Genomic DNA, 11803 nt, shown 5'->3' on the forward strand with positions numbered 1-11803 from the left:
CTTTTATAATTTAATTACGACATATCGTCGTTTTCTTCATTTTGGTTTCAAACTGGTCTCCTGTTGGCCTTTCGCCCGCTGACCGTGATTGATCCGGCTATAAACTCGGCTAAGGTCGGAAAAAGCCGTCGAATTGACGGTGAAACAGGGTGAGAAGTGATGATTTTTTCGTCTGATAACTGGGCTGGCGCCCATCCCGCGATTGCCGAAAGCCTGATGGCCCATGCCGGCGGCTACGCGTCGGCCTATGGCACCAGCGAGCTTGACCGGAAGGTGGAAAAGAAGTTCGCGGACATCTTCGAAAGGGACGTCGCCGTCTTCTTCGTCGGCACCGGAACAGCCGCCAATTCGCTGGCACTGGCAACAGCCAACCGCGCCGGCGGCGTCGCCTTCTGCCATCGCGAGGCCCATGTCATCGCCGACGAATGCGGCGCGCCCGAATTCTTTTCGCATGGCGCCCGACTGAAACCCGTCGACGGACCGCGGGGCAAGATGGAGGCCTCCCGCCTTGAAGCCGAGATCCGGCGCTTCCCGCTCGATAACGTCCATGGCGGCCAGCCCAGTGCGGTATCGCTGACGCAGGCGACGGAAAGCGGCACGGTCTATTCGCTCGCCGAAATCGAAGCGATCGCGGCCGTCGCCAAGGGACACAAGCTGCCGCTGCACATGGATGGTGCGCGCTTCGCCAACGCGCTGGTCAGCCTCGACGTAACGCCCGCCGAAATGACCTGGAAGCGCGGCGTCGACCTCGTCTCCTTCGGCGGCACCAAGAACGGCTGCTGGTGCGCCGAGGCGCTGGTGCTGTTCGACCTCTCCAAGGCCCACGAGATGCACTTCCTGCGCAAGCGCTCCGCCCAGCTTTTCTCCAAGTCGCGTTTCGTCTCGGCGCAGTTCGACGCCTATTTCGCCGGCGATCTCTGGCTGAACCTCGCCCGTCACGCCAACGCCATGGCCACACGCCTGGCCGAGGGCATTGCCGCCGCAAAGACGAGCCGGCTTGCCTGGCAGGCCGATGCCAACGAGGTCTTCGCCATCATCAGCAAGGATGTGGCGACGAAGCTCAGGCAGGATGGCGCCGTCTTCTACGACTGGCCAGTGCCGCACGACCTCGAGGGCAAGCTTGCTGAGAACGAGGGCCTCTATCGCCTCGTCACCAGCTTTGCGACCAAGGCCGAGGACGTCGACCGCTTCGTCGCCGGCTGCTGAGCGGTATCGGTATCAGCCCTGCCTTCAAGACTGCCCTTGCAGGGTCCTCAGATTGGCGAGGATTTCGACCGAGAGCGCCGCACTCAGCTTTCGGTCGACGCCCTTGCTCGGCACCAGCACGAATTCCACGTCTTCGAGCGGCGGCAGGAGCCCGGCCGGGATTTCCTTCAGCCCCGAGGGCACCATGCTGCGCGGCTGCACGAGCACGCCCATGCCGGCACGGGCCGCCGCCGTCAGGCCGCTGAGGCTGCCACAGGTGCATACGATCCGCCACGGCAGGCGGTGGCGGTCGAGCACTTCGAGCGCGACGCTGCGGGTGATGCTCGGCGGCGGAAAGGCGATCAGCGGCAGCACCTTGTCGCGCTTGATCCTCTCGGGATCGCGCGCCAGCCAAACCAGCGGTTCGCGATAGACGAGCTCGCCTCTGAGGTCGCCGAGCCTGCGCTTGGCAAGCACCAGATCGATCTCGCCATTGTCCTGCATCTGGTAGAGCACGCCGCTCAAGGCCACCGTGAGTTCCAGATCGACCGACGGATGGGCGCGGACGAAGTCTTCCAGCACCGCCGGCAGCCGGCTCATGACGAAGTCCTCGGAGACCCCGAGGCGGAGACGACCGCGCAAACTGCTTTCGGCAAACAGCGCCCGGACCTCGCCGTCGATCGCCAGCATCGAGCGCGCGTGGGCAAGCAGCGCCTGCCCGTCTGCCGTCAGCGAAACGCGGTGCGTATCGCGGTCGACGAGCGTGCGTCCGAGCGAGGCTTCGAGCCGCTGGATATGCTGGCTGACCGTCGATTGCCCGAGCGATAGTTTTTCCGCTGCAAGCGTGAAGCTGCCCATCTGTTCGAGGGCGACGAAACTGCGCAACTGCACGAGATCCAACATAGCTCATCTCATTTCGTGATAACTGTTATTCCTTGCATCCTGCTTCACAATGAGCGATCCCCGCAAGACGTTCGATAACGAGCAAGTGAGCTGATATGCGCCGCTACCTTCCCGATACCTTCACGATCCTGCTTCTGGCGACGGTGCTGCTTGCATCCGTCCTGCCGATCCATGGCGAGGCAACCGAATGGTTCGGTTTGGCGACGAAGGTGGCTGTCGGAATGGTCTTCTTCCTGCACGGGGCGCGCCTGTCGCGCGACGTGGTGATCGCCGGCATCCTGCATTGGCGCCTGCACCTGACCATCCTTGCCTCGACCTTCGTGCTCTTCCCGCTCATCGGCCTTGCGGTCGGCTTCGTGCCGGATTCGATCCTGCCGCAATCGCTCTATACCGGCATCCTCTTCCTCTGCGTGCTGCCCTCGACGGTGCAGTCGTCGATCGCATTCACCTCCATGGCCGGTGGCAATGTGCCGGCCGCGATCTGCTCCGCGTCGGCCTCCAACATTTTCGGCATGTTCCTGACGCCGCTGCTCGTCGGGTTGCTGTTTTCCGCCGGCGGCCATGGCACCGTCACGCTCGATGCGGTCAAGCAGATCCTGCTGCAGTTGCTTGCCCCCTTCGTCGTCGGCCAGATGCTGCAGCCCGTGATCGGCAACTGGATCCGCGCCCGCAAGGGACTGTTGGCGCCGGTCGATCGCGGCTCGATCCTGATGGTCGTCTACCTCGCCTTCAGCCAGGCGGTCACCTCCGGCCTGTGGCAGACGTTTTCTCTGACCGATCTCGGCGTGCTCGTCGTCATCGAAATCGTCATGCTGGCACTCGTGCTTGCTGTCACCATGTACGGCAGCCGCCTGCTCGGTTTCGACAAGGCCGACGAGATCGCCATCACCTTCTGCGGCTCGAAGAAGAGCCTTGCGAGCGGCGTCCCGATGGCAAGCGCCATCTTCGCCGGCCAGAACATCGGCGCGATCGTGCTGCCCGTCATGCTGTTCCACCAGATCCAGCTGATGGCCTGCGCGGTGATTGCCCAGCGTTATGCAGCAAGGAAAGCGGCGGCTTCCGCCATGCCGGTACCGGCCCAGCCCTGATTGATCCGGCAACAAAAAACGGCGCCCGTAGAGGACGCCGTTCTTTGTGGGAGGTCTGTTTCATGCCCTGTTCGGGCGTGATGTTCAGAGGGTCTGAGCCTCGATCTGCTTCGGCTGCGATGCGACCGACGCGATCTCGATCCGGCGGGGCTTGGCGGCTTCCGGGATCTCGCGGGTAAGATCGATGTGCAGCAAGCCATTCTTCAGCGAAGCGGACTTGATCTCCACGTGATCGGCGAGCTGGAAGCGGCGCTCGAAGGCGCGCTTGGCAATGCCGCGATGGAGAAACTGGCTTTCTTCGCCCTTGTCCTCGGCCTTTTCGCCCTTGACCGTCAGCGTGTGTTCACGCGCCTCGATCGAAAGCTCGCTCTCGTCGAAACCGGCAACGGCCATGGTAATGCGGTAGGCGTTTTCGCCGGTGCGCTCGATGTTGTAGGGCGGATAGGTCTGGGCTTCACCCGGCTGGCCGAGGCTGTCGAGCATGGTGAACAGGCGGTCGAATCCGACGGTGGAGCGGTAAAGGGGAGAGAAATCGAAGTGACGCATGGTGTCCTCCTTGGAGCAACTTTTTGCGATGTCTGGTCGGCCACCCCATTCTGGCAGTGGCAGGACCGGTGAACGGACCCGTCTTCGGCGCCCGTGACCCTGATTTGGGGAGGCGATTTGACGACTTCAAGACGCCCCCGCCGACGATTTTTCCGTGAACCCGACATGAACGCCGGCTTCGGCTTCCGTTCAGCCCGACGGGACTAAAACAAAATCCTGGGCCGCAACGCCCAGGCTGAAGTGACATGTCCCTTCCCCTTCAGCGGCCGGAAACGGTGATCGTCCGGATTTCACCCACCGTTTCCGGCTTTTTTCTTTGACGGCGAAGACCCTGCCGCCTATCCCTTGATGCTACCGATCAACACGCTTTCACCTCCGGCCACGACCCCATGACCTCGATCCTCCACGCGACACCGGACAATCCGATCCCGGACAATCATGTCGCTGGCTTTTTCGATGGCATCGGCGGCCGCAAGATCCGCTATGCGATCTTCAAGACGAAGCAGCCGGTGGCGCGCGGCACGGTCGTTCTGCTGCAGGGCCGCAACGAATCGATCGAGAAGTACTTCGAGACGATTGCCGATCTGACTGCGGCCGGCCTCTGGGTCGCCACCTTCGACTGGCGCGGCCAGGCCGGCTCCGAGCGGCTGCTGGCGCACCCCGGACGCGGTTATGTCGACCACTTTTCCGACTATGAGCGCGACCTCAGCACCTTCCTCGAACAGATCGTGCTGCCCGATACCCGCCTGCCCTTCTCGATCGTCGCCCATTCCATGGGCGCTCTCGTTGCCCTCTCCCTCGCCCCGATGCTGGCAAGCCGCATCGATCGGCTTGTAGTGCTCGCACCCTTCGTCGGCCTTGGCGGCCAGGCGCTCGGCGAAAAGAGCATCGCGACGGTTGCGACCTTCATGCGGCTGGTCGGCCTCGGCGCCCTGCCGGCACACCCCGACAAGGGCAACCGCCCCTTCGAAAACAACGTGCTGACGGCCGATCGCCGCCGCTACGCCCGCAACATCACGCTAACCGATGCGCATCCGGAACTTAGGCTCGGGCCCCCGACGGCGCGCTGGCTGAGCGAGGCTTTCCACGCCATGCGCCGGGTCATCCGCCGCGAGCATCTGACCCGCATCACCCTGCCGACGATCATCCTGGCACCGACGGCCGATCGGCTGGTACCCCATATCGCCGTCGAATGGCTGGCGCGCAATTTCCGCGCCGCCCAGATGATCCCGATCGACGGCGCCCGACACGAGCTGCTGCACGAGGCGGACCGCTACCGCGCCCAGGCGATGGCAGCGATCCTCGCCTTCGTCATCCCCGAAGAAGGCGACGCGCGCGAAACCAGCGCCGCCTGAAGCAAGCGATCGCTCGCGACAGCGCCGCACGTCCTATCAGACGCGCAAAGGTCACTGTAACACGTTGATTTTACGGATATCTGCACCTGCCGCGCGAGGCGCAGGGCGGATCAGCCCTTCAGGATTTCCAGCGCCTGCGCGTGCAGTTCGGCATTGCCGGCAGCAATAACTTCGCCGCCCATTTCCGCCGGACCGCCCTGCCAGTTGGTGACGATGCCGCCGGCCTGCTCGATCAGAGGGATGAGCCCGCCGACATCATAGGGCTTCAGCCCGCATTCGATTACCAGATCGACATGGCCGGCGGCCAGAAGCGCGAATGCGTAGCAATCGCAGCCGTAGCGGAACAGCCGCACCTTGCTTTGCACCGTCTCATAGCGGGTCTTGAGATCGCCGGAATAGAGATGCGGCGAGGTGGTGAAAAGCACCGCGTCGTCAAGCGATCTGCAGGCGCGCGTCGAAAGCACCTGCTCGCCACCCGGCCCGCGGTAGACCGATTTCGTGCCGTCGGCGAAATAGCGCTCGCCGGTGAAAGGCTGGTCCATCAGGCCCATGACCGCCTCGCCATTGCGATAGAGGCCGACCAGCGTGCCCCAGACCGGCAAGCCGGAAATGAAGGCGCGCGTGCCGTCGATCGGGTCGATGACCCAGACATACTCGCGGTCGAGGCCGATATTGCCGTGCTCTTCGCCAAGAATGCCATGGTCCGGGAAATGCGCCTCGATCAGCGCGCGGATCGCCGCTTCCGCCGATTGGTCCGCTTCCGTTACCGGATCGAAGCCGCTCTCCAGCTTGTTGACCACGCTGGTCCCGATCCGAAAGCGCGGCAGGGTTTCCGCCTTGGCGGCATCTGCAAGACGATCGAAGAAGGCGCGGTCAGGCAACATGGCGATCTCTCAGGAAAACATGGAGGAAGGTACGTCCTGCATAGACGAAATTTGTCGAAAGGCAAACGACCGAGCACGCCCACCTGCGGGCGTCGTCGGCGTCAGGGCCGAAGCATTTCGCACTGCACCACGACCGCTTCGCACTTCAAACGCGACTTTGGAGAATTCAATCGGTTGATTCGCCATTTCCGGCTGAAAAACTTTTGACGCGACGCAAAAGTTTTCACCGGCAAACTTGACATTTGTGCAGTGCAATATTATGGTTTTCCTACAGTCACCTGTGACTGTAAATACCCTCCTTGGGTGTTTCCTCCCTAGACTTGACCGCGCCGTTGGCGCGGTTTTTTTTGAACCTCCCCGACAGCAAAATACCAAGCGTCGCCAGTACCTTGCTGGACGCCATCCCGCTTTGCCGGTTCTTCCTGATTTTTGGGAAAGGCTACTCGGCCGCCAGCGGCAGGTAAGCGCCGTAGTCCTCGACGTGGCGGGCAAGCGAGCCGATGAAGGTCGTGAGATCGGCAACCAGCGCACCGAAGCCAGGTTTGCGCACCAGCGTCGCCTCGTCGACATAGAGCGCCCGGTTGATCTCGATCTGCAGCGCATGCAGCCCGCGCGTCGGCCGGCCGTAGTGCTCGGTGATGAAGCCGCCGGCATAGGGCTTGTTGCGCACGACGCTGTAGCCGAGCTGCTGCAGCAGATCGACCGCAGCGCGCGAAAGCTCACCGGCAGCACTGGTACCGTAACGATCGCCGATGATGAAGTCGGGCCGCTGGGCGCTGCCCGGCAAATGCACGTTGCCCGGCATCGAATGGCAGTCGATCAGCACCGAGAGGCCGAACTGCACGTGTGTGCGCGCGATCAGCTTGCGCAAGGTGGCGTGATAGGGCTTGTAGATCGTCTCGATCCGCGTCAGCGCGTCCTCGACCGGGAACCGTCCACGATAGATTTCCATGTTCTCGGCCACCAGCCGCGGGATCGTTCCGAGCCCGCCTGCGACGCGCATCGAGCTGATGTTGGCATGCGGCGGTAGCGGCCCGTCGAACATGCGCGGATCGAGTTCGTATGGCTCGCGGTTGACGTCGAGGAAGGCGCGCGGGAAATGCGCAAGCAGCATCGGCGCGCCGAGGAACGTCGCGTTCTGGAACAGCTCATCGACATAGTGGTCTTCCGACCGGCGAATCGAAAGCGCGTCGAGCCTGGACTGGTCGAGAAAACTCTGGGGATAGGAGCGGCCGCTGTGCGGCGAATTGAACACAAAGGGAATGCGCTGGATTGGAGGTTCAAGGACCTCGAACAGTTCCCTCTCCGCAATTTCCCCCATCTGAACCCTTTTTTACCATATGCGGTACTTGCAATTGTCATCATGTTGCCAGTTGGCCCGCTCTGTGTCCATAGTGGCCAATCACAGCATCCCGGGGAATTGACGTCCCGCGTTCACGAGATATTTACCGCGTTGCGGTTTGGATAAAACGCCGCAATCTACGCGCAATGAACTGAATAAAGAGAAGCACGGCCCAATTCATGACTGCGAAAATCCTTCTTGCCGAAGACGACAACGACATGCGCCGGTTCCTGGTGAAGGCGCTGGAAAAGGCCGGCTACAAGGTCATGTCCTATGACAACGGCGCCAGCGCTTACGACCGGCTTCGCGAAGAACCGTTCTCGCTCCTTTTGACCGACATCGTCATGCCTGAGATGGACGGCATCGAACTGGCGCGGCGCGCGACGGAACTCGACCCGGACCTCAAGGTCATGTTCATCACCGGCTTTGCCGCCGTTGCGCTCAACCCCGACAGCAAGGCGCCGAAGGATGCCAAGGTGCTGTCCAAGCCCTTCCACCTGCGTGACCTCGTCGACGAGGTCAACAAGATGCTGGCTGCTGCCTGATCAAGGCAGTTTTCCACAGGCGCGACGTCCCGCGACTGTAAAGAATGCGACTTAGAACCGACCGCCGCGATCCACAGGGATCTCCGGCGGTCTTTTCGTTTCAATACCTTAGCAGAAACCCAGCAAATCCGGCGTCTTGCCGGTGTCTCATCGACGCCGCCCCCATGGGGAAAATCACCGCCTCTAAATTTCTGTCAAAAAACCTTCGAAAACCCTATTGACGCGACAACGGCTTTTGTGGTCTATGCGCCACATCGGATGGGCGTGTAGCTCAGCGGGAGAGCACTACGTTGACATCGTAGGGGTCACAAGTTCGATCCTTGTCACGCCCACCATTCGAATTCAAAGGCCTTTCGAGAAATTGAAAGGCCTTTTTCGTTTCCCTCGATTTCTTCCTGGCAGCAACAGACGAACGGCCCGCTCGCCGCGGCCTTGATCAAAACGCTGTGCGCCAAGTTGCCCACAGCCAACGCTCAGACTTTGGTCCGACGGGGGCCGGCAAAGGTCCGGGGCGCATTGTCGAATCGGCTTCGCGGTGGCTTGATGCCGATGCGCCCGGAAGCACAGCCCGCCTCCTGGGCGCAACCGGTCCCAGAGCGATGCCCCGTAGCCCCAATACGCCGCTCTGGGACCCCGTCTCCTCCTCATCCTGTCGCCATCGGCCTGCTATCGCGGCCACCGCCTGCGGGGACGCGCCGGGTTGGTCTTCCGTCACGAAAATTTGTGGTTTGCGTCATGGAACGCACGCCTTCCCGCCCTAATTTACGTCTGCAATCTCAACGCCTTGCCACGCGCCAGGCGCAAAGCAAGGGAACCCACCAAAACCGACGACGGGCAGTATGCCTCGCCTCACCACGAGCGGGTGTGATGCCGAACCGAGCACCTCTCCATTCGAGCGAAAGGAACTGATCATGCCGGCAGTCAAGAACATCGTGCTTGTGCACGGCGCCTGGGGCGATGCCTCCCATTGGCGCCATGTCATTCCGCCGCTCCACGCCAAGGGCTACAGAATTGCCGCGGTTCAGAACCCGCTGACCTCGCTTGCCGACGACGTCGAGCGCACCCGCAAGCTGGCCGAATCGCTCGAGGGCCCGACCCTGCTCGTCGGCCACTCCTATGGTGGTGCTGTTATCAGCGGCGCCGGTCATGCGGCCAACGTCGTCGGGCTCGTCTATGTCGCGGCCTTCGCGCCGGATGAAGGCGACAGCCTCGGCAGCATCTTTGCAAGGCGCGAGCCGCCATCCGGCGCCGCCAGCATCCGTCCCGACAAGGACGGCTTCCTCTGGCTGGCGCAGGATACGTTCCGTGAGAGTTTCGGCCAGGACCTGAGCGAGACCGAAGCATTGGTCATGGCGGTCGCACAGAAACCGATCGCCGGGCGTTGCTTCGAGGACAGGGCCGGGGCTCCCGCCTGGAAGACGAAGCCCAGTTGGTACCAGGTCTCGCGCCACGACCACATGATCCCGCCGGAAACCGAACAATGGATGGCCGAGCGCATCAAGGCGAAGAAGATCATCACGCTCGATGCCAGCCACGCCTCCCTTGCCTCGCACGCCAAGGAGATCGTGGCGCTGATCGACGAGGCGATCGCTTCGCTCGGCTGAGCGTCCGCCAGCGCAGCACCCCGACAAGAGAAAACCCCGCCAGCGCCGAGCTGGTGGGGTTTCTTCCTTACGCCTGCATCAGGATGCGGCGTCAGGCATAGGCGCCGCGCCGGCGCTGTCGCATGGCCCTCGGCCGGCGCGAAAACGTATCAAGATCGATGGCCGCCCCTTCCGGCGCGCGACACACCTCCTCCGGATGCCGGTCGCTCGCTTCGACGGCGAAATGGATTGCGGCGCTCTCATTGGTAAAGAGGCCGCCGACGAGACCCTTGCGGTCGGATACGACCCACCAGCCGTGCCGGTCGCGGCCGACGACGAAACGCGCGCGCGCCAGGAAACCACGACGGATCTGCTGCATACTGCCCATGATCGAACAATCCTTGTTGACGAAAGCGAAGCCTTAGCCGGCAATCCACGGAAGTGCGGCCTGGATGCCGTAGGCAAGGCCGAGGACGACGGCGAGCCTGATGCCGATGCCGAGAAAGGCATCGCGAACGGCGCTGTCCCTGGGCGGAATGCGCTCGGCGCGCTCGCTGCTTTCGATGCGCCGGCGCTCAGCGGCGCGCGCGGCAAGATGGGGGAAACGGGACATGGTCTTTCCTTTCGGGTGAGATGGATGCGGACGGCGGGAACCGCCGCGGCAATCGGGCACGACAGATCCGTGCGATGACGAACCGTCAGCCAGCAAGCGCGATGCGCACCCCGCGGCCGATCTGAGTGGAGGCTGGAAGCTCGGTCAGCGGTTCGAGCGCCGCGCGGATCTCGGCCGCCGTCTCCGGCGCCACCTGCGTCAGCGGCAGACGCACCTCCGGGCTGAGCGCCCGCACCAGGTGCAACGCGTATTTCACCGGCCCCGGATTGGTCTCGCGCTCGAGCGCCGTGAGCAGCGGGCGGAGCCGCTCATGAAGGGCGAGCGCCGCTGCGACATTTCCGGTCGTGACAGCCTGGTGCATGGCGACCACCAGCCGCGGCACGACATTGGACGCCACCGAGATGGTGCCGTGACCGCCGCAGAGATTGAACGGCAGCGCCGTCTGGTCGTGACCCGAGAGCTGCATGAGCCTGGCCTTGAGGGCTGGCGACGAAGACAGGAAGCGACCGACGTCGCCGGTGGCGTCCTTGATGCCGACGACATTTTGAAGCTCCGCCAGCCGCTCGATCGTCCGCGCGGCGAGATCGACCCCAGTGCGCGAGGGCACATTGTAGATGATGACGGGAAGATCCACCGCCCGGGCGACCGCCTCGAAGTGGCGATAAAGCCCCTCCTGCGACGGCTTGCTGTAATAGGGCGCAACGACGAGCGCCGCGTCGGCGCCGAGCGTTCTGGCTTCCGCCGTCAGTTCGATCGTCGTCGCAGTACTGTTGGTGCCGGTTCCGGCGATAACCGGGATCTTGCGTTCCGCCACCTCGACGCAGCGTTCGATCACCATGGCCCGTTCCGCCCGCGACAGCGTCGGCGCCTCGCCGGTGGTGCCGCAGGCGACGACGCCGGAAATGCCGTGTCGGATCTGCCATTCCACGAGCGACATCAGGCCGACGACATCAACCTTGCCGTCCCGGAACGGCGTGACGAGCGCCGTGATCGCGCCTTCGAGGCGCAGCGAATGCATGTTCATGGAAATATCCTTCAGGTGGGAAGTTGGCCACGGCCGGCAGCAGCCGCAAGCTGATGGCCGCGGCAGGAGCGCAGGAAGGCGCCAAGGATCGCCGCGGCAAGGTCGGCATGCCGTGCCTTGAAGGTGATGCGGCCGGCTCCGGTTGGTTGATAGCGCAGCGCGCAGGTCCACAGCCCGAACTCGTGACTGAGCGTTCGAAGGCACAGTTTCGCTTCGGTCGCCGACGTCAGGTGAATGACGGCATCGACCAGCGCATCGGCGGCCATCAGTTCACGGAACCGACGCGACGGCCATTCTCCAGCCGTCAGGTCCGGCAGGTCCGCGATCACCCGCACCGCCTCCCAGACATGGTGCTCGCGCAGGCGGCGAACGCCGGTGAGCCGCAGCATGAGCGCATCGAGCGCCTCCGGAGCCCTTTCGCCACCGGTGAGCTCAGGGCCCGCATCGACCTCGCGTAGAGCCCCGGGCAAATGACGGTTGATGTTGAAATCCTGGAGAGACATGGCACGCATCCCTATTCGATGCGACAAGGCTAGACCCGTCAGGCGTCCAGTTTCGATTGCGACTTCAGGCGCTCGACATAAGATTTCCGTAAAGCGCTTCGGCGGGTGTTGTCCAAGGCGCCGGCCGCGGTCTAGATTTGATTTCCGAAGCGGCGAAAGCCTGGCGCGACAGCGCGCGCAGCGTCGAAATAATCTGACGCAAAAGATGACGCGCGCGCAATTTTGCGCTAGG

Annotated in this window: 13 protein-coding genes and 1 tRNA gene; 6 read left to right on the forward strand and 8 right to left on the reverse strand. The window is 63.1% G+C overall.

Annotated elements, in window-relative coordinates:
- The first annotated feature begins 159 nt into the window (after positions 1–159).
- Entirely contained in the window at positions 160–1206 is a 1047-nt protein-coding gene (locus tag AC3WVQ_RS15730; protein ID WP_090297876.1) for a threonine aldolase family protein, read from the forward strand.
- Between the two features lie 24 nt (positions 1207–1230).
- On the opposite strand, the gene AC3WVQ_RS15735 is transcribed toward AC3WVQ_RS15730, so the two are convergent.
- A complete protein-coding gene (locus AC3WVQ_RS15735; protein WP_034786796.1) occupies positions 1231–2088 on the reverse strand; it encodes a LysR family transcriptional regulator in 858 nt (285 codons plus the stop codon).
- Between the two features lie 95 nt (positions 2089–2183).
- On the opposite strand from AC3WVQ_RS15735, the gene AC3WVQ_RS15740 reads away from it, so the two are divergent.
- Positions 2184–3176, forward strand: coding sequence for a bile acid:sodium symporter family protein (locus tag AC3WVQ_RS15740; protein WP_090297881.1), 993 nt, complete (start codon positions 2184–2186; stop codon positions 3174–3176).
- An 84-nt stretch (positions 3177–3260) separates the two neighbouring features.
- Here AC3WVQ_RS15740 and AC3WVQ_RS15745 read toward each other — a convergent pair whose 3' ends face one another.
- A complete protein-coding gene (locus AC3WVQ_RS15745; protein ID WP_034786801.1) occupies positions 3261–3722 on the reverse strand; it encodes an Hsp20 family protein in 462 nt (153 codons plus the stop codon).
- 389 nt (positions 3723–4111) lie between these two features.
- Here AC3WVQ_RS15745 and AC3WVQ_RS15750 point away from each other — a divergent pair, with 389 nt between their 5' ends.
- Positions 4112–5077, forward strand: coding sequence for an alpha/beta fold hydrolase (locus tag AC3WVQ_RS15750; RefSeq protein ID WP_090297884.1), 966 nt, complete (start codon positions 4112–4114; stop codon positions 5075–5077).
- 110 nt (positions 5078–5187) lie between these two features.
- Here AC3WVQ_RS15750 and hisN read toward each other — a convergent pair whose 3' ends face one another.
- Complete coding sequence (hisN, locus tag AC3WVQ_RS15755; protein ID WP_060581316.1) at positions 5188–5961, reverse strand: histidinol-phosphatase; 774 nt, start codon at positions 5959–5961, stop codon at positions 5188–5190.
- A 439-nt stretch (positions 5962–6400) separates the two neighbouring features.
- Positions 6401–7282 carry an N-formylglutamate amidohydrolase gene (locus AC3WVQ_RS15760; protein WP_060517614.1) on the reverse strand — a complete coding sequence of 294 codons (882 nt, stop codon included), beginning with the start codon at positions 7280–7282 and terminating at the stop codon, positions 6401–6403.
- Between the two features lie 200 nt (positions 7283–7482).
- On the opposite strand from AC3WVQ_RS15760, the gene cpdR1 reads away from it, so the two are divergent.
- The 3 genes from cpdR1 (at position 7483) to AC3WVQ_RS15775 (ending at position 9452) form a co-directional block, all read left to right on the forward strand.
- Positions 7483–7848, forward strand: coding sequence for a response regulator CpdR1 (gene cpdR1 / locus AC3WVQ_RS15765; protein ID WP_034786813.1), 366 nt, complete (start codon positions 7483–7485; stop codon positions 7846–7848).
- Between the two features lie 260 nt (positions 7849–8108).
- Positions 8109–8183 (forward strand) — tRNA-Val (locus AC3WVQ_RS15770).
- A 576-nt stretch (positions 8184–8759) separates the two neighbouring features.
- Positions 8760–9452 carry an alpha/beta fold hydrolase gene (locus AC3WVQ_RS15775; RefSeq protein ID WP_090297888.1) on the forward strand — a complete coding sequence of 231 codons (693 nt, stop codon included), beginning with the start codon at positions 8760–8762 and terminating at the stop codon, positions 9450–9452.
- Positions 9453–9543: 91 nt separating this feature from the next.
- On the opposite strand, the gene AC3WVQ_RS15780 is transcribed toward AC3WVQ_RS15775, so the two are convergent.
- The 4 genes from AC3WVQ_RS15780 to AC3WVQ_RS15795 all read right to left on the reverse strand — a co-directional run bounded on the left by AC3WVQ_RS15780 (position 9544) and on the right by AC3WVQ_RS15795 (position 11571).
- Positions 9544–9819, reverse strand: a complete 276-nt coding sequence (locus tag AC3WVQ_RS15780; RefSeq protein ID WP_051659088.1) for a hypothetical protein — start codon at positions 9817–9819, stop codon at positions 9544–9546.
- Between the two features lie 33 nt (positions 9820–9852).
- Positions 9853–10044 (reverse strand): hypothetical protein, encoded by a 192-nt coding sequence (locus AC3WVQ_RS15785; RefSeq protein WP_060517608.1) that lies wholly within the window; start codon positions 10042–10044, stop codon positions 9853–9855.
- A gap of 85 nt (positions 10045–10129) precedes the next feature.
- Entirely contained in the window at positions 10130–11068 is a 939-nt protein-coding gene (gene dapA, locus AC3WVQ_RS15790; RefSeq protein WP_034786819.1) for a 4-hydroxy-tetrahydrodipicolinate synthase, read from the reverse strand.
- Between the two features lie 11 nt (positions 11069–11079).
- Positions 11080–11571: a hypothetical protein gene (locus tag AC3WVQ_RS15795; protein ID WP_034786821.1), complete on the reverse strand. Its 492-nt coding sequence runs from the start codon at positions 11569–11571 to the stop codon at positions 11080–11082.
- Positions 11572–11803 lie beyond the last annotated feature (232 nt).

The sequence above is a fragment of the Ensifer sp. EB106-05-01-XG146 genome (genome assembly GCF_058791875.1).